The following is a 20,873-nucleotide window of genomic DNA, read 5'->3' as shown; positions in this document are numbered from 1 at the left end:
AGGGCGGAAGGGAGTCCCGTGCCACCCACCACGAAGATCGCGCCACTGCTGGGCCTCGCCTCGCTCGGGGCGGCGGCGGCCCTGATCGTGGTGGCCTGCGCCGGACGCACGACGGAGGGCGGGCACGCGGCCGCGCACCCGTCCTCCTCGCCCGCCCACCACGCGTCCCCGGCGGTCCCCGCGTCCCCGGCGCCCCCGCCCGCCCGCGAGGACACCCCGGCGCCGTCGCCCTCCCCGCCCACCGGCGCGACCGCCCATTCGAGCCCTCTGCCGGCCTCCAAGAGGTGCCGGGCGACGGTCACCCTGGTCGAGTCGTGGCCGGGTGGCTACCGGGGCACCGCGACGATCACCAACACCACCGGCAAGCCGCTGCACGGCTGGTACATCCAGTGGATGCAGCCCCTTGAGGCGACCTTCAGGCAGTCCTGGAACGGCACCCACATGCAGAGCGGCCCCGTCGCGATGCTCCACGCCCCCCCGGAGAAGCCGTCGCTGCCGCCGGGGGCGACCGTCTCCGACATCGGGTTCGTGGGAGCCGCCGCCACTCCCCCGGCCTTCACCGAGATCACCTGCGGCTAGAGGGAACCGGCCCGGCCGGGGCCGGGCCGGGCGGCGTCAGCCCTTCCCGTAGCGCTGCTTGAAGCGCTCGACGCGCCCCGCCGTGTCGACGACCCGGCTGCGCCCGGTGTAGAAGGGGTGGCTCGCCGAGGAGACGTCGACGTCGACCAGCGGGTAGACGTTGCCGTCCTCCCACTCGACGGTCTTGCGGCTGGTGACGGTCGAACGGGTCAGGAAGGCGAACCCGGCACTCGGGTCGCGGAAGACGACCGGGTGGTAGTCGGGGTGGATGTCCTTCTTCATGACTATCTGTCCTCTCGGAAAGAGACGTGACGGCGGATGATCGGGTCGTACTTGGCGAGGGTGAGCCGGTCGGGGTCGTTACGCCGGTTCTTGCGGGTCACGTAGGTGAAACCGGTGCCCGCGGTGGACCTCAGCCTGATCACTGAGCGCACCTCGTTCCTGGCCACGGTCGGCTCCTCTCGGGTCGGGGATCGCACGATGCCGGTGATAACGGTTTTCATTCGCCAGACATTCCCGCCCAGGAACCCCCGCCGGGTGGGACCGAGGAGGACGACGGCCGGGCGGGTTTCACCCCCCGGTAACCTCCCGTCCATCCGCCCCCTGTTCGCTGTGATCCATGCCCTGGCCGGAAACCGAGATCGTCGGATCGGACGTCAGCCCTCCCGTCACCGTGTACGGCACGGTCGACAGGAGTCCCGACGGGGAGCTCGCCCACGAGGGCAACCGGGTTCCCGACATCGTCGCCCTGGACCGGCGGCGGCTGGTGGTCGCCTGGCGGGCCGGGGTCCGGGACGCGCGCGACCCGGCGCCGACCGACCAGGGCTCCATCCTGTACGCCCGCTCGCAGGACGGCGGCCTGACCTGGACGACGGGAACCCTGGCCGCCGCCACCGCCACGACCCGCTACCACTACGTGATCTTCCTCAACGACGCGGGCACGCTGTACGCGCTGCTCGGCCTGATCTCGGTCGAGCGCGACCGCGACCGGGAGGGCGACGTCGACGGCTTCCCCACCTCGCTGGTCGTCAGGAGGAGCACCGACGGCGGCCGTACGTGGACCGCCTTCGCCGTCACCGTCGACGTGCCGGACAACGGCAGGGGCGTGGTCGTCGCGGGCAGGCCGCTGCGGCACGGCGGCGTGTGGCTGGTGCCGTACTGGCGGCACGCGGGCGGCACGAACAGGGCGGGCGTGCTGCGCTCGGCCGACCTGGTGAACTGGACCTCCGGCGCGCTCGCGGAGAACCCGCCGGGGGTGGCGATCGAGGAGCCGCAGATCGCGCCCTCCCAGGACGACCCCGGCACGCTCGTGATGGTGACCCGCGCCCTGGACCTGCGGAGCGGCACCTCGGCGGAGGCGCGCGACGCCCGCTACCGCACCGGCGCCGCCCACAGCGCCACGGCGACCAGCACCGACGGCGGGCTGACGTGGTCGCCGCTGAGGCTGGACGCGAACCTGCCCAACTACTACGTCAAGACGTTCTTCACGCGCGACTCGGCGGGCCGCCACCTGGCCATCTTCAACACGCTCGCCGGGCCGTTCACCGGCTCCTCGGCGAGCAAGCCCGACCAGTACCGCGAGGTGCTCCACTACAAGGTCAGGCGGCCCGGCGAGCCGTGGGAGCCGGCGCGGCTCTTCGCCGACGGCCCCCGGCTGACGAAGGGCGCGGCCCGGGGATGGGACGTCTACCCCAGCGCCGACGAGTACGAGCCCGGCCGGTTCTTCGTCGTCTGGGAGCACAACCAGACCAACATCAAGGTCGCCAGGCTCGACATCACCCGGCCCGTCTCCGGCGCGCCCCTCGCCGCGGCCGACTGGACCACCGACGCGAACGCGGCGGGCTGGACGCTGGGCGGCGGCGCGCGGGTCGTCAGTGGCTCCGAGGGCGCCGGGGGCACCGGGGGCGGGCTGCGGCTCAGGAGCACCGGCACCGCGGCGTGCCGGGCGTCCTTCCCCCTCGACCCTGCCAAGGGGTGCGACTTCACCCTGGAGTTCCGCGGCCGGGTGGACGACGACAGCGCGCTCGACCCGCGTACCGGCAACGGTGTCTGTCTCGGCGTGAAGGTGGCCAACGGCGCCAGGCGGCTCATGCTGACCGTGCAGCGCGGCGGGGTCTGGACGATGCGCAAGGGGTCCGCCGTCTGGGAGAAGGTCCACTCGCTGGACGCGGCCGGACGGACGGCGACCTGGCGGGTACGCGTGGACAGCGCGGGGACGGCCCGCCTGTTCAGGGACGGCGCCGACACCGGGGCGACCTGGGTCGTCCAGGACAGCAGGGAGAGCCCGCAGCTCACCCACTGGGTGACCGGCACCCCCGGCGGCAACGCGGCCGGGGCGACCGTCGAGTGGACCCGGCTCACCCCCACCCTTGAGGTGCTGCCCTGACCGTCCCCCTCCCGGTACGGCCACGTGCCCCTTTTCCGGCTCTCGTGTGATTCGTCCCTCCGGCTCTCCGGCCCTCCAAGGGGGTGAGGCGGTAGCTTGGAGACCGTCATCACAGAGGAAGAGAGATCGTGACCACGTCTATTCATCAGCGGATCGCCGAAGAGCTGGGTGTGCGCGAACGACAGGTGAGTGCGGCGGTGGACCTGCTCGACGGCGGGGCCACCGTGCCGTTCATCGCCCGCTACCGCAAGGAAGCCACCGAGATGCTCGACGACACGCAGCTGCGCACGCTGGAGGAGCGGCTGCGCTACCTGCGGGAGCTGGAGGAGCGACGCACCGCGATCCTGGAGTCGATCCAGGGCCAGGGCAAGCTCGACGACGCACTGCGGGCGCAGATCCTGGCGGCCGACTCCAAGGCCCGACTGGAGGACATCTACCTCCCGTACAAACCCAAGCGGCGGACCAAGGCGCAGATCGCCAGGGAGGCGGGGCTCGAACCGCTCGCCGACGGCCTGCTGGCCGACCCGTCGGTCGATCCGCGTGCCGCGGCGGAGGCGTTCGTCGGCGAGGGGGTGGCCGACGCGGCCGCCGCGCTGGAGGGCGCCCGCGCGATCCTGGTCGAGCGGTTCGGCGAGGACGCCGACCTGGTCGGCGAGCTGCGCGAGCGGATGTGGACGAAGGGCCGCCTGGTCGCGGCGGTCCGCGAGGGCAAGGAGGAGGGGGGCGCCAAGTTCTCCGACTACTTCGACTTCGCCGAGCCGTTCACCAAGCTGCCCTCCCACCGGATCCTGGCGATGTTCCGCGGCGAGAAGGAGGAGGTCCTCACCCTCACCCTGGAGCCCGAGCCGGAGCCCACCGGCACCTACGAGGGCCGCATCGCGCACCACTTCGGCATCTCCGACCAGGGGCGGCCCGCCGACGCGTGGCTGGCCGACACGGTCCGCTGGGCCTGGCGCACCCGCGTCCTCGTCCACCTCGGCATCGACCTGCGGATGCGCATGTGGCAGGCCGCCGAGGAGGAGGCCGTGCGCGTGTTCGCCGCGAACCTGCGCGACCTGCTGCTCGCCGCGCCCGCCGGGAGCCGCGCGACCATGGGGCTGGACCCCGGGCTGCGCACCGGGGTGAAGGTCGCGGTGGTCGACGCGACCGGCAAGGTGCTGGCCACCGACACCATCTATCCCCACGAGCCGCGCCGCCAGTGGGACCAGTCGCTGGCCACCCTCGCAGCGCTGGCCAGGAAGTACGACGTGGAGCTCGTCTCGATCGGCAACGGCACCGCCTCGCGCGAGACCGACAAGCTCGCGGGCGAGCTGGTGAAGCTGGTCCCCGGGCTGACCAAGATCGTGGTGTCCGAGGCAGGGGCGTCGGTCTACTCCGCCTCCGCGTTCGCCTCGCAGGAGCTGCCCGGCATGGACGTGTCGCTGCGCGGCGCCGTGTCGATCGCCAGGCGGCTGCAGGACCCGCTGGCCGAGCTGGTCAAGATCGATCCCAAGTCGATCGGCGTCGGCCAGTACCAGCACGACCTCGCCGAGACCAAGCTCTCCCGCTCGCTCGACGCCGTGGTGGAAGACTGCGTGAACGCGGTCGGCGTCGACGTCAACACCGCCTCGGCGCCGCTGCTCACCCGGGTCTCCGGCATCGGCTCCGGGCTCGCGGAGAACATCGTCCAGCACCGCGACGCCAACGGCCCGTTCCGCTCCCGCAAGGCGCTGAAGGAGGTGCCCAGGCTCGGCCCGAAGGCCTTCGAGCAGTGCGCGGGCTTCCTGCGCATCCGCGACGGCGACGACCCGCTCGACACCTCCAGCGTGCACCCGGAGTCGTACCCGGTGGTGCGGCGCATCCTGAAGAGCACCGGCGGCGACCTCGCGTCCCTGATCGGCAACGGCACGGCGCTGCGTGCGCTGCGCCCGCAGGAGTTCGTGGACGACACCTTCGGCCTGCCGACCGTCACCGACATCCTCTCCGAGCTGGAGAAGCCGGGTCGCGACCCGCGTCCCGCCTTCAAGACCGCCACCTTCAAGGAGGGCGTGGAGAAGCTCTCCGACCTCACGCCCGGCATGCTGCTGGAGGGCGTGGTCACCAACGTCGCCGCCTTCGGCGCGTTCGTCGACGTCGGCGTGCACCAGGACGGCCTGGTCCACGTGTCGGCGCTGTCGCACAACTTCGTCAAGGACCCGCGCGAGGTGGTCAAGCCCGGCGACATCGTCCGGGTGAAGGTGCTCGACGTCGACATCCCGCGCAAGCGCATCTCGCTCACCCTCCGCCTGGAGGACGACGTCAAGCCCTCGGGGCCCCGCGGATCGCGCGACCAGCAGGGCGGCGGCGGCCAGCGGCAGGGCGACGGCGGCGGCAGGCGCGGTGGTGGCCAGGGCGGCGGACAGGGCGGCGGGCAGGGACGCGGCGGGCAGGGCGGGCAAGGTGGCGGCCAGGGGCGCGGCGACCGGCAGCGCCAGGGCGGCGGCGACCGGCAGCGCAACGCGCCGAGCGGCGCGATGGCCGACGCGCTGCGCCGCGCCGGGCTCGACGGCTCCGGCGGCAAACGCTGAACACCCGCCCCGCGACCGGTGCGGCCACCGCCTTCACGTGGCGGTGGCCGTGCCGTTACCCTGGGGGCGAGACAACCCCCGTCGATGGTCCGGACGCACCGCTGAAGCGTTCACCACCATGATTCCTGCCACCCGCGCGGAGGTCTTCCGCGAGCGGGCGTGAGCGGCCCCGCGATCCGGGTCCGCACCCGCGAGGACCTGCGGGCGACCCGTCGCCCGCGACCGTCCCGATGCCTCGGCCACCTGTACGTCGCCCCGCTGTGGCCCCTGCACGGGCTCAACCTCGGCACCCTGCTGCGCACCTGTGACGCGGTCGGCGCGTGCATGGCCGTACCCCGCCTGTCCTGGGTCCCCGAGGCCCTGGACCGGGGCAACACCCTGCGCCGACCGGCCTGCGTGCACTGGGTGCGCGACCCGCTGACCTGGCTCGCCGACCGGCGCTCCACCGGGCACCACATCCTCGGCGTGGAGCTGGCGGAGGAGGCCGTCCGCCTCGCGGACCTGCCCATGGCCCGCCGCCCCACGGTCGCCGTCCTCGGCCACGAGCGTGACGGCATCCCGCCGGAGGCGCTCGACCTGCTGCAGACCGCGGTGGAGATCCCGATGATCGGCACGGGAGCCAGCCTCAACGTGGCCGTCGCCGGTTCGCTGGTCCTCTACAAGCTGGCCGGGTTCACCTGATCCGGTCACGCGTACGAGGCCCCCGCCGTGTCCCGGGGGCGGGAACGACCTACCGGGGGCGGCGGCCCCGGCGGAGGGCGGAACCGGCCAGGACGAGGCCGACGGCGACGGTGGCCAGGCCGATCCAGAACCACTCCCGCGCGCCGCTCATGGAGCTGCCGCCCACGTAGCCGAGGCCCTGGAGCGCCCAGAGGCCGCCCGCCAGGACGAGCAGGACGCCGAGACCGACCGGAAGCCAGGTCCTCATCGCTCACAGCTCCTTCGTGGTGCGCGGGTCGTGGAACTCGGAGGCGAGGAGGCCGAACAGCGCCTCGTCGACGAAGGAGCCGGCCACCCAGGCGTGGGCGCGGAGCGTGCCCTCGCGCCGGAAGCCGGTCTTCTCGGCGGCGGCGATCATCGCGCTGTTGGTGACCAGCGTCTCCAGGCCCAGCCGGTTCAGGCCGCGGATGCGGAAGGCGTAGTCGCACAGCAGCCTGAGCGCGTCGGGGGCGTAACCGTGGCCGCGCGCCTCGGGGAGCAGCGAGATGCCCAGGTGCCCGTTGCGGTTGAGGGTGTCGATCCCCCAGACGATGCAGGACCCGAGCAGATCCCCGGAGGAGATGGCCTGGACGGCGAAGGCGACGTTGGCCGGGTCGGGCTTGCGCCCGTCGTAGTAGGCGACCACCTGTTCGACCGTCTCGGGAAGCCAGGGCGTCGTCGTGGCCCCGGCCGCCGTCTCCACCTCCTCGTTCAACCGGTGGAGCGAGACCGCGTCCTCCTTGGTGATGGCCCTGAGCAGAACCCTGTCTCCGCGAAGCATGAGCGAAACCCCACTGTCGATCGCCGGGCGACGCGCAAGAGGGCTCGCCACCTCCCGGACATCACACCATACGAAAAGTCGGGAAGGACAACGAATAACGCCACACCACGGATGATCTCGACGCATCCTGCCACGGGGCGTGGAACCACACACCCGAAAACCACACGCGCGGCACGGACGGCACGATGCCACCACCGGCTCACCGCCGGCGCACAGCCGGCCCAACCGCCGGTCGGCAGCCGGCCCAACCGCCGGCCCACCGTCGACCGACAGCCGGTCCACCGTCGCACCGGGCCTCACGGGCCTCCCCGGCCTCCGGCCCGGATCCCCGCCATCGGCCCGCGGATTCCTCGCCGCGGACCAGGAGAATTCCTCGCCGGAAAATCCTGACAGCAGGTCCTGACAGGACCGCATCATGGACCGTTCCCTTCAGGGCTTCCACCGTAAGTAAACTTTCCTTTTCACCTCAGGTCCACGGCGTTTCGCGCGAGCACGACCCTGGACGGCCGGAGACTTTTTTTACTTCTTGCATTGACTTGAGAACGAAGGCTGGCCTAAGGTCCCGGGCAAGCGAGACCTTGCCGTGAAGGGACCCCCCATGACTCGCTCCCCCTACGCCGGATGGCGGCGGGCGCGATGACCGCGTTCGCCTCATCACCCTGACCCACCCCGTCACGGGCAGCGGGCGCACTGGCCGCCCGCCGCCCGTGACGACCCCCGGTTCTCCCTGCCGTATCCGTCGCGGCAGGGCCCGGGACGCGCCGAGCAGCGCGTGCCGCCGTGTGGCGGGCCCGTTCCCGGGCCACCGCGCGGCCGCTCGTGGAAGGACGCTCGCCGCGTTCGGCACCACCCGCACGTCACCCCCTGACACGGGTCGTGGCGTCACGCGCGTGCCGCGCCCCCGCCCGGGGCGTGACGGCACCCGTGCGCCACCTCCCAAAGACGGAAGGAAGTCCGCGCATGGACACCCGACAGTCGCCCCGCCGGCGCCGTCGTATGCAGCTCCCCACCACCCTCGGCGGGATGTTCACCGTCGTCGTCCTCGCCCTCGCCGGCGTGACGACCGCCTCCCCGGCCGCCGCCGCCACCGGGCAGATCACCGGCATCGGCGGCAAGTGCGTCGACGTCGCCGCGGCCAGCAGCGCCAACGGCACCCCCGTCCAGCTGTACGACTGCAACGGCACCGCCGCCCAGCAGTGGACCCTGGGCACCGACGGCACCGTGCGCGCCCTGGGCAAGTGCCTGGACGTCACCGCCGCCTCCACCGCCAACGGAGCGCAGATCCAGCTCTACGACTGCAACGGCACCGCCGCGCAGCAGTGGGCCTACAGCGCCGCGAACGACCTGGTGAACCCGGCCGCCAACAAGTGCCTGGACGCCACCGGCCAGTCCAGCGCCAACGGCACCCGCCTGCAGATCTGGACCTGCACCGGCACCGCCAACCAGAAGTGGAACGCCCCGAGCGACGGCGGCAACCCGCCCACCGACCCCCCGCCGGCCGGCAAGATGGCCGCGGCCCCGTACCTCTACATGGGCTGGGGCAACCCGCCGAGCCCGGCGACGATCATGAGCACCACCGGTATCAGGTCCTTCACCATGGCGTTCATCCTGTCCGGCGGCGGCTGCACCCCGCGCTGGGACGGCTCCAGGCCGCTGACCGGCGGCACCGACCAGGCCGCGATCAACCAGATCAAGGCCGCGGGCGGCAGCGTGCAGGTCTCCTTCGGCGGCTGGTCGGGCAACAAGCTCGGCCCGAACTGCTCCACCCCGGCCGCCTTCGCCGGCGCGGTGCAGCAGGTCATCAACGCGGTCGGTCCCGCGGTCGTCGACTTCGACATCGAGAACAACGACGAGTTCGAGAACTTCACCGTCCAGGACCGCATCCTCAACGGCCTGAAGATCGTCAAGCAGAACAACCCGAACGTCAAGATCGCCGTCACCATCGGTACCGGGATCAACGGCCCGAGCTCGACCGGTGTCCGCCTGATCAACCAGGCCAAGGCCCTGGCCGTGCCGATCGACAACTACACGATCATGCCGTTCAACTTCGGCGCCTCGAACATCTACAACGCGACCGTCAGCTCCTCCGAGGGACTGAAGAACGCGCTCAAGGCCGCCAACGGCTGGACCGACGCGCAGGCGTACGCCCGGATGGGCATCTCCGGCATGAACGGCCTGTCCGACCAGGGCGAGCTGACCACCACGCAGGCCTGGACCCAGATCCGTGACTGGGCCAAGTCCAAGGGCCTGACCCGCTTCGCCTACTGGGCGGTCAACCGCGACCGTCCCTGCCCCGGCGGCGACGCGGGCTCCGAATGCAGCGGCATCTCCCAGCCCAACTGGGAGTTCACCCGCATCACGGCCGGCTTCTAAGAGCGTGACACCCCCTTCCAGCGGACACCGGCTCGAAAGGAACAGCCGATGATCTCCACCAGCCCGGCGGCCCTTCCCGGCACACGTCACTCGCGGAGCCGCCCACGGAGGCGACTCGCCCGGATCGGCGGCCTGCTGGCCGCGACGCTCCTCGCCCTCGGCTCCGCCGCGCTCGTCCCCACTCCGGCAGGCGCCGCGCGGTCCACCGCCCAGGCGGCTCTGGCGGCCCCCGCGCCCGGCCCCCTCGTGTGGTCGGACGAGTTCAACGCCGCCTCCGGCACCGGCCCCGACACCACCAAGTGGCGCCGGGACGTCGGTGGCGGCGGCTGGGGGAACAACGAGCGGCAGTACTACACGGACGGCAACGGAAACATCGCCCACGACGGCGCGGGCAACCTGGTCATCACCGCGCGCAAGGGCAACCCCGCCGGATACGGCTGCTGGTACGGCTCGTGCGAGTACACCTCGGGCAAGCTGACCACCGCCGCGACGTTCACCCGCGCCTACGGCCGCTTCGAGGCGCGGATGAAGCTCCCCCGGGGCAAGGGCATGTGGCCCGCGTTCTGGATGCTGGGCACCGGGGGGGCTCCCTGGCCGTCCAACGGCGAGATCGACATCATGGAGAACGTCGGCACCGTCCCCGGACAGGTGCTCGGCAGCCTCCACGGCCCCGGCTACTTCGGGGCCAACCCGCTGAGCGGCAGCTACAACCTCCCCGCGGGCCAGGCCTTCGCCGACGCCTTCCACACCTTCGCCGTCGACTGGGAGCCCGGCGCGGTGACCTGGTACGTCGACGGCGTCCAGTACTCCAGGAAGACCCCCGCCGACACGCGGGGCAACCCCTGGGTCTACGACCACCCGTTCTTCATGATCCTCAACCTCGCCGTCGGCGGTAACTGGCCCGGCTCGCCCGACGCCTCGACCACCTTCCCGCAGCAGCTCACCGTCGACTACGTCCGCGTGTACGCCCCGCCCACCGGCGGCGGCGGCCGTACGGGACAGATCACCGGTATCGGCGGCAAGTGCGTCGACGTCGCCGCGGCCAGCAGCGCCAACGGCACCCCCGTCCAGCTGTACGACTGCAACGGCACCGCCGCCCAGCAGTGGACCCTGGGCACCGACGGCACCGTGCGCGCCCTGGGCAAGTGCCTGGACGTCACCGCCGCCTCCACCGCCAACGGAGCGCAGATCCAGCTCTACGACTGCAACGGCACCGCCGCCCAGCGGTGGGCCTACAACTCCTCGGCCCGGGATCTCGTGAACCCGGCCGCCAACAAGTGCCTGGACGCCACCGGCCAGGCCAGCGCCAACGGCACCCGCCTGCAGATCTGGGAGTGCACCGGCACCGCCAACCAGAAGTGGAACGCCCCGGCCTGACCCGGCCCGCCTCCACCTCACGCGGCCCGTCGCGGGCCGGAACCCTCACCCCCGGTTCCGGCCCGCGACGGGCCCTTCCCGTCCTCCGTCACCGACGGGTCTCTCCCGTCCCCCGCTCACGACACGGTGACCGTGTCACCGACCGCGATCGCGCCGAGGGCGCGCGGGACGCCGAGCCGGCCGAACATGACGCCGCGATCGCCGTCGAAGACCTGTGTGCGGTAGCCGGCCAGCACCCGCAGGGGTTCGCCGTTCTTGCGCGCGGAGTCCTGGTCGACGTTGACGATGACGCAGCGCCCGCAGGGCTTGACGAGCTCGATCTCGGCGGAGCCGATCCGCAGCGTGGACAGCGCGTCCTCGCCGTAGGGGCCGAGGCCCTCCAGCACGATGTTGGGCCGGAACCGGTTCATCGGCAGCGGGCCGTCCTTCACCCGCCGGTTCAGGTCGTCGAGGGACTCGCGTGACAGCACGGAGAGCGGGTGGGCGTCGGCGAACGCCAGCGTGCCGCCGCCCCGCGAGGTGGGCCTGGTGCCGGTGAAGCGGACCAGCCGACAGGGCGCCCCGAGAAGACCGGAGAACCACGCGGCGGCCTCATCCCCCTGGTCCACGCCCCGGCAGGGTTTCCCGTGCACGGTCACCTCCAGCGCGGGCCCGTCCACCGGCTCGTGGACCAGGGGCGTCACCGCCCCGGGCGCGCCCACGACGAGCTTCACGCCGTCGTACGCGGGCCGCAGTGTCGCCAGCCGGGGCAGCTCACGCTGTGACAGGTGCCGCAGGTCGGGCCGGACCAGCATGAACTCCCGGTCGTGCCGCAGCCCGGTCTCCGTCAGCTCGGCACCGGCGAGGGGGGTGCCGCCCGCGCTTTTGAGCGGAAAAACGTTCAGTTCCGCGACGACGGCGACCGCGCCCTCCCCGCCGCCCTCGCCGCCCTCGCCGCCGCGCGCCGGGCCCTGCCGCGCGAATCCCTCGCGCGGCGCGCCTTCACCTGCGGGGTTCTCCCCCGCCCTCGCCGAGGCCGCGCCGCGGTAGTCGTGCACCATGTATCGGACGCTAGGACATCCACGCGGGAGAGAGGTCAGGAAGCGACAGCATCTGACAAAATCTCGTCACTTTCGCCGGTGGCCGCCCGGCGGGCGATCAGAGCAGGCGCCTGATGTCGCCGTACGCGCGGTAGAAACCGCCCCGCTCGGAGAAGCGGACGCCCTCGACGAGGTAGCGGGCCCCGGCCTCGCGCACGCCCTTGGGGAACTGCACGTTGCGCCGCACGTCGTAGCCCTCGCTGACCACCCGCACCCGGAGCCGCTCGCCCTCGCGGAAGCACTCCACCACCACGCCGTCGCCGGTGTCGGGGACGGTGTCGAGCACCACGGTCTCCAGCGCGGTGGTGGGCTCCACCACCGCCAGCCCGGCGGACGCCTTGACGTCGACCACCTCGGGAACGGTGCCCTCCTGGGCCGCCCTGATCGCCTGCTCGGTGGCGTCGATGCAGGCCAGGGTGCCGTCGGTGGTCACGATGTAGAGGCGGTCGTCGAGATACTGCATGGAGAAGGCGGAGCCGCAGCCGGTGGCCAGCTTCCACAGGCGCTCGCCGCTCTGGTCGAAGCAGTAGATCGAGGAGTGGTTGTCACCGGCGAAGACGTAGCGGCCGCCGGGGGCGGTGGCGCAGGAGAAGACCGTGGCGTCGCAGCGGTAGACCGCCTGGGAGGCGCCGTCCGACTTGCGCAGGCGGTGCACGGCCGAGCGCGAGGTTCCGGCGTAGACCGAGTCGGCCTCCTGCCAGCCGAACAGCACCGCGCCGGTGAGCGGCGTCTCCCAGACCGGCGTCCCGTCGGCGGCGTCGTAGCGGGCCACCCCGGTGGAGTGCCCGTGGTAGACGGCCTCGTCGTCGCAGCGGACCATCCAGGCCGAGTCGCCCCTGCCCTTGCGCGCCCACTGGAACTCGTCCTCGTGGTCGATGGTGGTGATCCGCCCGGCCCGGTCGGACACGCCCAGCACGCCGTCGTGGATGTCCAGCCAGTAGATGTCGACGTCCTCGGCGATCTCGTAGGCGACCCTGGGGACCTTGCCGCCGAGGTCGTAGACCTTGCCGTCGTCGGCGCCCGCGTAGATCCAGAAGTCGTCGCCGACGATGCACTTGACCCCGTCGGGCAGCTTGAAGCGGCCGGTGACGGTGCCGCCGTGGGTGACGGTGTAGACGTCGCCGCGCTGGTTGCCGACCCAGCAGCGCTCGGAGTCGACGAAGATGCCGAACGCCGCCGCGCCGCTGGCGAAGCGCCACAGCACCGGCGCCTGGGTGGCGGTGGAGCGGCTGCTCTCCACGCTGCGCCGGGTGACCGCGCGGCGCTGGCGCACCCCCTGGACGGCGGGGGCGTACCCCCTGCGGACCTTCTCGTTGATCTTCTTCGCGGCGGCCGCCTCGGCCTTCGCCTCGCTCGCGAAAGCCGACGCCTTGGCCTGGCCCGTCTCGCCGATGCGGCCGTACCTGATCGTCACCTCGGTCCCGTCGACCACGACCTCATAGAACTTGTGCGAGCTCCCGCCGTCCTCGGACAGTTCCAGGTAAGTGCTCCGCGCGGCCATGCCCCACCTTCTCGATCGATCGACTTTCCGGGAGCGTAGGGCAGCCGTACGACAAATAACGAAAAGTCAGGAAAAGTAGCGGCGAGGATTGTCGATCAGCATCTGGTCCACCTGCGCGTCGCTCACCCCGGCCGCCCGCAGGGCCGGGAGCACGTCCTCGTGGATGTGGCCGAAGTGCCAGTTCGGCGCGGCCAGCGGTATGCCCTCGTCCCAGGCGTCGCCGAAGTAGTCCATGAAGCACGCGCTGTCGTGGCTGAGCACCATCCGGTCGGCGTAGCCACGCTCGCAGAGCGCGACGACGGTGGAGATCCGCGACGCCGTGGGGTTGTAGGCGTCCAGCCCGAAGCGGTCCATGCCGAGCGTCGCGCCGGTGTCGGCCAGCCGCATCAGGTGGTCGAGGTCGTTGGAGTCGCCCGAGTGCCCGAGCACGACCTTGGCCGGGTCGACCCCCTCCTTGACGAACAGGTCCAGGACGAGCAGCCCGCTCCCGGTGGAGGGGTTGGTGTGCACCGTGATCGGCGCGCCGGTCCGCAGGTGGGTCTGCGCGACCGCCCGGCAGATCCGCTCGACGCCGGGGGTGAGCCCCTTGCTCTCGACCACGCACTTCAGGAACGCGGCCTTCACCCCGGTGTCGGCGATGCCCTCGACGATGTCGCGGGAGAAGTCCTCGACCATCGGCTCGGGCACGTCCATCATCAGGCCGGGGCCCCGGTACTCGTACTGGTGCGGGATCTCGTCGAAGGAGTAGATCCCGGAGGCGACGATTATGTTCAGCTCCGGCACCTGGTCGGCCACCCGCCGCACGCGCGGGATGTAGCGGCCCAGCCCCCACACGGTCGGGTCGACGATGGTCCTCACCCCCATGGCCGCCACCGCCCTGAGCTTGGTGACGGCGTCGGCCACCCGGTGCTCCTCGTCCCACCACGCGCCCCTGCCGTAGCTGTCGAGGTGCTCGGGAGACAGGACGAAGACGTGCTCGTGCATGAGGGTCTGGCCCAGGTCAGCGACGTCGACGGGTCCTCTGACGGTGTTCACGACCGGCATGCGCGTCCTCCGGGGCTGGTCCGACCTGACGGCGGTGACGTACCGAGCGGTCGCTTCCTGCGAAGGTAGGCCGGGCCACCGGGACCGTCAACCAGCCACGCGGAGCGGCCCGCGCGGGGACGCCCCGGCGGGAACGGTCACGCGCGGGCGGCCGCCGGGTACACGGCCGCGCCTGGCGCCGGCCACCAGTCCCAGCATGGCCAGCACCGCCACCTCGAAGCCCACCACCAGCCGCTGGATCACCCCGGCGGGGATGTCGTCGTTGGTCAGGTCCACGCCGAACATCCGCACCACGTACGGGAGGACCACCAGGACCAGCACCCCCAGGGCGGCCAGGCTGAGCAGCCGGACCGGGCGGGCGTACGGGCTGTTCGCGTACCGCCTGGCCAGGAGCAGCCCGGCGATCGGCATCGTCAGGAAGGCCACGAACGCCGCGTACCTGTGGATGCCACCGGACATCGACAGCGGCACGCCGGGCTCGTCGGTCGGGAAGGCGCCGATCAGCAGCATGCACAGGCCCCAGATCCCGACCAGCAGGGCCACCGCGCGGTCCTCTCCCCGGCGGGCCAGCACGGTCCCGATGATCGTCGCCGCGACGGAGAAGAGCGTGAGCGACAGGGGCAGCAGCCAGCCGTCCGCCTCGAACGCGTACTCGCTGATCACGGTGTGCACCGGATCGAGACCGGTGACCACGTGCAGTCCGAGCATCGCGACGGCCCCCGCGCCGATCGCCGCGTAGCCGCCGAGGATCATCGTGTGCCGTGTGAGCGCCTGGCTTCCCATGCCTCAACGATGGCGACGATCAAGATCACGGAGTATCGGAGACAGCCCCCGGCCACCCCTGAACGATCCCGGATGGCCCCCGGGACGGAGTGGTGCCCACCCTCCGGGGACACTCCCCGCTATATCCCCATGAGCTGCACAAAAGCCCCTGATGGTAGGGCGCTCCCCATCAGGGTTCCACCCCTCGGGGTGAGGTCCGCGGGCCGGCGCGGGACCGGGCCGCGGGAGGTCACGGGCGGGCCGGTGGGCTCAGAAGTCGAAGGGCAGGCCGACGTAGTTCTCCGCGAGGGTGGTCGCCGCGGCCTCGGAGGAGGTGACGTAGTCGAGGTGGGAGGTCTGCAGGCGCCGCCCGTAGGGGTCGTCCTCGTCGAAGGTGTGCAGCAGCGTGGTCATCCACCAGGAGAAGTGCTGGGCGCGCCAGACGCGCTTGAGGCAGCTGGCGGAGTAGGTGTCCAGCAGCCCGGTGGAGCCCGTCGCGTAGAACTCCGCCAGGGCCGCGGTCAGCAGCCGGACGTCCGCGACGGCCAGGTTGAGCCCCTTGGCGCCGGTGGGCGGCACGATGTGGGCGGCGTCCCCGGCGAGGTAGAGGTTGCCGTGCCGCATGGGCTCGGCGACGAACGAGCGCATCGCCGACAGGTCCCTGGAGATGATCGGCCCATCGGCCAGCGCGAACCCCGGGACCGTCTCCAGGCGGGCCCGCAACTCGGCCCAGATCCGCTCGTCCGGCCAGTCGTCGAGCGAGGCGTCCGGCGGGACCTGGAGGTAGAAGCGGCTGATCTCCGGGGAGCGCATGCTGTGCAGCGCGAAGCCCCGGTCGCTGTGGGAGTAGATCAGCTCCTCCGACGACGGCGGAACCCGCGCGAGGATGCCGAGCCAGGCGAACGGGTAGTCGCGCTGGAAGACCGACAGGACACCCTCGGGGATCGACGGCCGCGAGACGCCGTGGAAGCCGTCGCACCCGGCGATGACGTCGCAGTCGAGGCGCTCGCCCTGGAAGGTGAGGTAGGGGTCCTTCTCCAGCGAGTGCAGCGCGACGTCGGGGACGTCGAAGAGGATCTTCCCTCCGTCGGCCAGCCGCCGGGCGATGAGGTCCCTGACGACCTCCTGCTGGCCGTAGACGGTGATGGCCCGCCCGGGGACCAGCCTCTCGAAGGCGACGCGGTGCCCCGCCCCGCCGTAGCGCAGCTCGATGCCGTGGTGCGGCAGCCCCTCCGCGCGCATCCGGTCGCCGACGCCCGCCTCGTTGAGCACGTCCACGGTGCCCTGCTCCAGCACCCCGGCCCGCACGCGCTGCTCGACGTACTCCCTGCTCCGCGCCTCCAGGACCACCGAGTCGATGCCCCGCAGGTGGAGCAGATGGGAGAGGAGCAGCCCGGCGGGTCCCGCGCCGACGATCCCGACCTGAGTTCGCATGCACCGAGCATTCCGTACCGTCCGCCCCCGTACGGCGCACCCTTCCGCTCAGCGGAAACCTCCGCCCGGCGGAGGCGGAAAGCGGCGCGAGACGGCCGGGAGCGCTCAGCGGGGAGCGGCGGCGAGGTCCCGGGAGAGGGCCGCCGCCGCGGACAGCACCGCCGGTGCCAGCCGTCGCGAATCGGCGGTGTGCCGCCAGGTCACCAGCGACAGCGCCGCCACCACCCGGCCGCCCGCCCCCCGTACCGGCGCCGCGACCGAGATGGTGCCCACCGACATCTCCTCCTGCGTGCGGGCGACCCCGGTCCTGCGCACCTCCTCCAGCTCGGTACGGAGCCGCGCCGGGTCCACCACCGTGTTCGGCGCGTGCGGGGTGAGCTCCCGGGCGAGCACCCGCTCCACCGTCTCCGCGTCCGCGAAGGCCAGCAGGACCTTGCCGACCCCGGTCGCGTGCAGCGGCAGCTCTCCCGCCACGCGCGAGACGACCGGCACGGAGGTCGGCCCGCGCAGCCGCTCGACGTACAGCGCCCGGTCGTCGCGGAGCACCGCGAGCTGCACGTTCGCGCGGGTGGCGACGTAGAGGTCCTCCATGTACGGCAGGGCGAGCTCGCGCAGCTCCCTCGGCTCCGCGGCCTGGGCGCCGATCTGCCACAGGAGCATCCCGACCCGGTAGGAGCCGTCGGGGAGCCGCTCCATGAACCCGCCCTCCACCAGCTCCCTGACCAGCCGGTGGCCGGTGGCGGGCGGCAGCTCGGCCCGGCGGCAGATCTCGGTGAGCGTCAGCCGCACGTCCCCCGGCAGGAACGCGCCGAGGATGGCCATGACCTTCCCGGTGACCGTGGGCGCTCTCACGCGCCCCACCTTAGGCGCGGGCCACCGCCGCCGCGACGACGACCGCGACGGGGAACCTAGGGAGCGGACTCCAGGCGGGCGGCCAGCACCCCGGCGCGGGCGAGCTGCACCGCGCGGGCCTTCTTCGCGGCGTAGCCGAGCAGCGGCCTGGCCCAGGCGTGCACCACGAGGATGTCCTCGACCTCGGTGCCCCCGTCCTTCTCGTTGAGGGTGAACCGGTAGTCCAGGCGCACCCCGCCGGGGCTGTCGACCTCGCCCTCGACGGTCCGCGGCGTGCTCCGCAGCGTCACCTTGATCATGTTGTCGTACTTGACGAGGCCGAGGAACCTGAACCGCTCCACCGAGGTGTAGCGGGTCTCGGACTCGCCCCGCTCGACGTTCTTGACCGCGACCACCATCGGGGAGAGCCCCACGTAGCTCTGCGGCTGGCTCAGATGGGCGTGCAGCGCCTCCGGGGTGTTGCGGACGTGGAAGGTGTTACGCAGTGTGACCTTTGGCATACCATGCCCCCGTTTGAAGATCTTTACTGGGAGACAGTAACGGGTTCCGCCATGTACCAGCGGGCATGTTGCTCACCTCGGGTGAGGGAATCCAGCCTGCGGGGAAGCTCGCGCCGGGAGAACGGGTCGGCGGCGGCGTTGCGGATGTGGATGCCCACCGCGTAGACGTCCCTGACCTCCATGAGGGTGGAGTATCCCGGCCAGGAACGCAGGTCGCTGCCGTACGCGTCGGCGAAGGCGTCCACGTCGGCGGCGGTCAGGCCGAAGCGCCGCTGGCCGTGGTAGGTGTGGACCAGGTCCCACTCGCGGGGGCCGACCGCGACGCCGTCCCAGTCGCAGAGCACCACGTGCCCGTCCGTGCAGCGCAGCAGGTTGTCGATCCACGCGTCGCCGTGCAGCAGCACCGGGGAGTCGTCCATGCCGAGGTCCGACCAGCGCTCCGTCAGCTCCGCGATGCGGTCGCGCAGCCAGGCCCGCTGGCAGGGGGTGAGCTCCTCGGAGCGGTCCACGGCGCGGCGTACCTCGCACAACGGGTCGACGAAACGCCGCAACGCCACCGGCGGCACCGGCAGCAGGTGCAGGCTGCGCAGGATCTCGCCCAGCTCCGTGGTGGTGGGACGGCCGCTCGCCGGGACGTAGTGCCAGAAGGTGACGACCCTGCCCTCGTGCACCACGGGCTGCTCGGAGATCTCGTCGGCCGGGCGCACCGCGGGGAACCCCTGCTCGGCGAGCCAGCGCGCCACCGCCAGGACCAGCGGCAGACGGGTCAGCGCGTTGGGAGCGGTGGCGATCCTGACCACGATCTCGCTGCGCAGCTTGAAGACGGCGTTGCTGCGCACCCGCAGCAGCTCCGCATCCCTGTGGTCGATGCCGAGGTCCTCGCAGACCTCCCGCAGGACGGTGAACGCCTCCTCGGCGAGCGCGTTCATCAGCTGACCGGTGCCGCGCCGGTGACCAGGTCGTTCAGACGTCGCACCGCCGCCGCCCTGTGCCTGGTCTGCGGCACCTCCGACAGCAGCGCCCGCGCGCGGTTGAGCACGATGGAGGTGCGGTGCTCCGGCGGGACCTGGAGCAGTGCCTTCTCCGCCAGGTGGCAGGCGTCGTCGATCTTGCCGTCGCGGACCAGGTGCGCGGCCTGGTCGAGCAGCAGCAGGACCGGGTCGATGGCGTACGGCATCGAGGGCCCGGCGGGCCCGGGGTTCCAGTCGACGTCCTCGCCCAGCTCGATCAGGGTGCCGATCCGGTAGAACTGCAGCCGCCGCTCGGAGAAGCGGAACGCCAGGTGGTCGTGGCCCTCGGGGGGCATCCTGGCGAAGATCCGCTCGGCCTCGGCCAGCGCGACCCTGGCGGCCTTGTGCTCGCCCATCCGGGCCAGCGCCCGCGCCTCCGCCGCCGCGCCGAGCGCCGCGGGGGAACTGGGCGCGCTGCCCGCGAGCATCCTGGCCTCGCGGGCCAGGCGCACGGTCTCGGCCAGGTCGCCGTAGTAGTAGGGGAGCATCGCCTGCTGCGCCCGGACGAGGGCGCGCAGCCGCACGTCGCCCATGTCGTCGGAGGCGTTGCGCGCGGTGCCGTACCAGGCGTGGGCCTGGCGGGTGTCGCCGAGCTTCATCAGCGCGTCGGCCGACAGCAGCGCCAGCATGACGGTGGCGTTGAGCAGGCGGCGCTGGGCCATCGCGGGCTGGCGGGCCAGCGAGAGCGTCCGGACGTCCGACAGCTCCAGCATGAGCCGGTAGAGCATCGGCACCGGCGCGCTGCTGATGTACTCGCGCCGGTAGCGCAGCACCTGCTCGTCGAGCCGGTCGAGCTGCTCCTCGGAGACGGTGGCGACGGCGAGCGTGCGGTCCAGGTCCTGGCGGGTCCGTTCGACCTCGGCCAGCAGCCGGCCGCTCATCACCGACCCCGAGCCGAGCAGGGCGTGGTGGAACAGCGCCCGCCGCTCGATGTCGTCCTCGGACCGTTCCCGTTCCTCCGTCTGGTACGGCGCGCGGGCCTCGCCCCCGGAGACGACCACGACCTTGGCGCCCTCGCCGTCCTCGCAGTAGTCTCCGGCCAGGCCCAGCCTCACGGCGTTCGCGCGGTAGAGTCGGGCCAGCAGATCGATGGTCTGCGGGCGCGGCCGTGCCCGGTTGTTCTCCCAGGCGTTGAGCAGGTCGATGCTGGCCCGCGCCTCGCCCAGGTCCTGGCGCTCACAGAGCTCCTCCAGTTCCTGCACGGACTGCCTGGCCGACCATCCCCTGGCCAGGCGGTGTGCCTTGAGCAGACTCACCCCGCAGCAGCCGTGAATGGCCTGCGTGGTCTGCCAGTGGGTCCACTGCCTGGGGGCCGCTTGCTCCCGCCACCGTCGCGCGCACGCGGGTGAATGTTCACCTCGGGCCACGGCGCCCCTCCCGGTCGCTGTTTACATAACATTAACAAACACGCACCTCAGCGTAAACGCAGCTGTGCGTTGCGTTTCGTTTATTCGCGGTTTCTCCACGGAACATCAGCGACTTTCCGGTCTATTCCACTGATCCCGGGGCGGATTGCGGAGGGACCGATTGCCTCATGTGCCGCGAAACCGCACTCTGCAGAGAGGCAAGTCACGAGTGTCCGCCAGGAGTGATCCGGATGATGGCAGAGCGCGGCGAGGGCATCGACCACCTGCGTCGGTTGGCCGCCCAGTTGGAGGCGCACGCCTTCCAGGTACGCCTGAGGTCGACCGCAGGGCTTTATCCACGGCTTCATGTGATCAACCCCATGGCCCCCGCCAGGACCGAGGACGTGCTCGCCGCCCACGAGGAGGACGGCGAGTGGTGGTTCTGGCTGTCCTGGGCGGGGCGCATCGGCCACGCGGAGGACGTCGCGACGGCCGCGGAGCGTGTGGCCAGTGTTCTTCATGTGATACGGAGATAGGTGATTCTTGGGCCTGGCATGGGTAACACCCGGTGATCAAGCCCAGAATGGAGCGGCACCGTGAAAAG

At 71.9% G+C, this 20,873-nt stretch carries 20 protein-coding genes; 7 read left to right on the top strand and 13 right to left on the bottom strand.

Features of this window, described 5'->3' with window-relative positions:
* Window positions 1-18 precede the first annotated feature (18 nt).
* Window positions 19-579, top strand: a complete 561-nt coding sequence (locus AC5L38_RS14435) for a cellulose binding domain-containing protein (RefSeq protein ID WP_495243292.1) — start codon at window positions 19-21, stop codon at window positions 577-579.
* Window positions 580-615: 36 nt separating this feature from the next.
* Here AC5L38_RS14435 and AC5L38_RS14430 read toward each other — a convergent pair whose 3' ends face one another.
* A complete protein-coding gene (locus AC5L38_RS14430; protein WP_389915600.1) occupies window positions 616-861 on the bottom strand; it encodes a type B 50S ribosomal protein L31 in 246 nt (81 codons plus the stop codon).
* A gap of 2 nt (window positions 862-863) precedes the next feature.
* Complete coding sequence (rpmG, locus tag AC5L38_RS14425) at window positions 864-1,028, bottom strand: 50S ribosomal protein L33 (RefSeq protein WP_389915603.1); 165 nt, start codon at window positions 1,026-1,028, stop codon at window positions 864-866.
* 170 nt (window positions 1,029-1,198) lie between these two features.
* On the opposite strand from rpmG, the gene AC5L38_RS14420 reads away from it, so the two are divergent.
* The 3 genes from AC5L38_RS14420 to AC5L38_RS14410 all read left to right on the top strand — a co-directional run bounded on the left by AC5L38_RS14420 (window position 1,199) and on the right by AC5L38_RS14410 (window position 6,192).
* Complete coding sequence (locus tag AC5L38_RS14420; protein ID WP_495243291.1) at window positions 1,199-2,965, top strand: sialidase family protein; 1,767 nt, start codon at window positions 1,199-1,201, stop codon at window positions 2,963-2,965.
* A 128-nt stretch (window positions 2,966-3,093) separates the two neighbouring features.
* The gene (locus AC5L38_RS14415) at window positions 3,094-5,511 is read left to right on the top strand and encodes a Tex family protein (protein ID WP_495243290.1); all 2,418 of its coding nucleotides are present in this window, start codon (window positions 3,094-3,096) and stop codon (window positions 5,509-5,511) included.
* Window positions 5,512-5,670: 159 nt separating this feature from the next.
* Entirely contained in the window at window positions 5,671-6,192 is a 522-nt protein-coding gene (locus AC5L38_RS14410; protein WP_495243289.1) for a TrmH family RNA methyltransferase, read from the top strand.
* 49 nt (window positions 6,193-6,241) lie between these two features.
* Here AC5L38_RS14410 and AC5L38_RS14405 read toward each other — a convergent pair whose 3' ends face one another.
* Complete coding sequence (locus AC5L38_RS14405; RefSeq protein WP_495243288.1) at window positions 6,242-6,439, bottom strand: hypothetical protein; 198 nt, start codon at window positions 6,437-6,439, stop codon at window positions 6,242-6,244.
* A gap of 3 nt (window positions 6,440-6,442) precedes the next feature.
* Window positions 6,443-6,991 carry a GNAT family N-acetyltransferase gene (locus AC5L38_RS14400; protein WP_495243287.1) on the bottom strand — a complete coding sequence of 183 codons (549 nt, stop codon included), beginning with the start codon at window positions 6,989-6,991 and terminating at the stop codon, window positions 6,443-6,445.
* 960 nt (window positions 6,992-7,951) lie between these two features.
* Here AC5L38_RS14400 and AC5L38_RS14395 point away from each other — a divergent pair.
* Window positions 7,952-9,364, top strand: a complete 1,413-nt coding sequence (locus AC5L38_RS14395) for a ricin-type beta-trefoil lectin domain protein (protein WP_495243286.1) — start codon at window positions 7,952-7,954, stop codon at window positions 9,362-9,364.
* Window positions 9,365-9,412: 48 nt separating this feature from the next.
* Window positions 9,413-10,741 carry a ricin-type beta-trefoil lectin domain protein gene (locus AC5L38_RS14390; protein ID WP_495243285.1) on the top strand — a complete coding sequence of 443 codons (1,329 nt, stop codon included), beginning with the start codon at window positions 9,413-9,415 and terminating at the stop codon, window positions 10,739-10,741.
* Between the two features lie 116 nt (window positions 10,742-10,857).
* Here the strand turns inward: AC5L38_RS14390 and AC5L38_RS14385 are convergent, their stop codons facing one another.
* The 9 genes from AC5L38_RS14385 to AC5L38_RS14345 form a co-directional block, all read right to left on the bottom strand.
* Window positions 10,858-11,781: an MOSC domain-containing protein gene (locus AC5L38_RS14385; RefSeq protein ID WP_495243284.1), complete on the bottom strand. Its 924-nt coding sequence runs from the start codon at window positions 11,779-11,781 to the stop codon at window positions 10,858-10,860.
* Window positions 11,782-11,878: 97 nt separating this feature from the next.
* Window positions 11,879-13,321, bottom strand: a complete 1,443-nt coding sequence (locus AC5L38_RS14380) for a WGR domain-containing protein (RefSeq protein WP_495243283.1) — start codon at window positions 13,319-13,321, stop codon at window positions 11,879-11,881.
* A gap of 66 nt (window positions 13,322-13,387) precedes the next feature.
* Window positions 13,388-14,365 carry a phosphotriesterase family protein gene (locus AC5L38_RS14375; RefSeq protein WP_495243282.1) on the bottom strand — a complete coding sequence of 326 codons (978 nt, stop codon included), beginning with the start codon at window positions 14,363-14,365 and terminating at the stop codon, window positions 13,388-13,390.
* A gap of 87 nt (window positions 14,366-14,452) precedes the next feature.
* Window positions 14,453-15,148 carry a DUF998 domain-containing protein gene (locus tag AC5L38_RS14370; RefSeq protein ID WP_495243281.1) on the bottom strand — a complete coding sequence of 232 codons (696 nt, stop codon included), beginning with the start codon at window positions 15,146-15,148 and terminating at the stop codon, window positions 14,453-14,455.
* A 249-nt stretch (window positions 15,149-15,397) separates the two neighbouring features.
* The gene (locus tag AC5L38_RS14365) at window positions 15,398-16,561 is read right to left on the bottom strand and encodes a 4-hydroxybenzoate 3-monooxygenase (RefSeq protein WP_495243280.1); all 1,164 of its coding nucleotides are present in this window, start codon (window positions 16,559-16,561) and stop codon (window positions 15,398-15,400) included.
* 105 nt (window positions 16,562-16,666) lie between these two features.
* On the bottom strand, window positions 16,667-17,413 hold the full coding sequence (locus AC5L38_RS14360; protein WP_495243279.1) for an IclR family transcriptional regulator: 747 nt from the start codon (window positions 17,411-17,413) through the stop codon (window positions 16,667-16,669).
* A gap of 56 nt (window positions 17,414-17,469) precedes the next feature.
* A complete protein-coding gene (locus AC5L38_RS14355) occupies window positions 17,470-17,913 on the bottom strand; it encodes an SRPBCC family protein (RefSeq protein WP_495243278.1) in 444 nt (147 codons plus the stop codon).
* A gap of 23 nt (window positions 17,914-17,936) precedes the next feature.
* Window positions 17,937-18,842 (bottom strand): phosphotransferase enzyme family protein, encoded by a 906-nt coding sequence (locus AC5L38_RS14350; RefSeq protein ID WP_495243277.1) that lies wholly within the window; start codon window positions 18,840-18,842, stop codon window positions 17,937-17,939.
* Window positions 18,842-20,179, bottom strand: a complete 1,338-nt coding sequence (locus AC5L38_RS14345; RefSeq protein WP_495243276.1) for a helix-turn-helix domain-containing protein — start codon at window positions 20,177-20,179, stop codon at window positions 18,842-18,844. The genes AC5L38_RS14350 and AC5L38_RS14345 overlap by 1 nt, the downstream gene beginning before the upstream one ends.
* A gap of 341 nt (window positions 20,180-20,520) precedes the next feature.
* Between AC5L38_RS14345 and AC5L38_RS14340 the strand changes: the two genes are divergently transcribed.
* Window positions 20,521-20,805, top strand: a complete 285-nt coding sequence (locus AC5L38_RS14340) for a hypothetical protein (protein WP_362870769.1) — start codon at window positions 20,521-20,523, stop codon at window positions 20,803-20,805.
* Window positions 20,806-20,873: the final 68 nt, after the last annotated feature.

The sequence above is a fragment of the Streptosporangium nanhuense genome (genome assembly GCF_059358815.1).
The sequence above is the reverse complement of the archived record's forward strand: the minus strand, read 5'-3'. Positions and strand labels throughout refer to the sequence as shown.

Excerpts from the sequence above, each read along its gene's own strand:
- AC5L38_RS14365 (WP_495243280.1), bottom strand. The coding sequence starts at position 16,561 with ATGCGAACTCAGGTCGGGATCGTCGGCGCGGGACCCGCCGGGCTGCTC.
- AC5L38_RS14350 (WP_495243277.1), bottom strand. The coding sequence starts at position 18,842 with ATGAACGCGCTCGCCGAGGAGGCGTTCACCGTCCTGCGGGAGGTCTGC.
- AC5L38_RS14355 (WP_495243278.1), bottom strand. The coding sequence starts at position 17,913 with ATGCCAAAGGTCACACTGCGTAACACCTTCCACGTCCGCAACACCCCG.
- AC5L38_RS14390 (WP_495243285.1), top strand. The coding sequence starts at position 9,413 with ATGATCTCCACCAGCCCGGCGGCCCTTCCCGGCACACGTCACTCGCGG.
- AC5L38_RS14400 (WP_495243287.1), bottom strand. The coding sequence starts at position 6,991 with ATGCTTCGCGGAGACAGGGTTCTGCTCAGGGCCATCACCAAGGAGGAC.
- AC5L38_RS14385 (WP_495243284.1), bottom strand. The coding sequence starts at position 11,781 with ATGGTGCACGACTACCGCGGCGCGGCCTCGGCGAGGGCGGGGGAGAAC.
- AC5L38_RS14370 (WP_495243281.1), bottom strand. The coding sequence starts at position 15,148 with ATGGGAAGCCAGGCGCTCACACGGCACACGATGATCCTCGGCGGCTAC.
- AC5L38_RS14340 (WP_362870769.1), top strand. The coding sequence starts at position 20,521 with ATGATGGCAGAGCGCGGCGAGGGCATCGACCACCTGCGTCGGTTGGCC.
- AC5L38_RS14430 (WP_389915600.1), bottom strand. The coding sequence starts at position 861 with ATGAAGAAGGACATCCACCCCGACTACCACCCGGTCGTCTTCCGCGAC.
- AC5L38_RS14395 (WP_495243286.1), top strand. The coding sequence starts at position 7,952 with ATGGACACCCGACAGTCGCCCCGCCGGCGCCGTCGTATGCAGCTCCCC.
- AC5L38_RS14380 (WP_495243283.1), bottom strand. The coding sequence starts at position 13,321 with ATGGCCGCGCGGAGCACTTACCTGGAACTGTCCGAGGACGGCGGGAGC.
- AC5L38_RS14375 (WP_495243282.1), bottom strand. The coding sequence starts at position 14,365 with ATGCCGGTCGTGAACACCGTCAGAGGACCCGTCGACGTCGCTGACCTG.
- AC5L38_RS14405 (WP_495243288.1), bottom strand. The coding sequence starts at position 6,439 with ATGAGGACCTGGCTTCCGGTCGGTCTCGGCGTCCTGCTCGTCCTGGCG.
- AC5L38_RS14420 (WP_495243291.1), top strand. The coding sequence starts at position 1,199 with ATGCCCTGGCCGGAAACCGAGATCGTCGGATCGGACGTCAGCCCTCCC.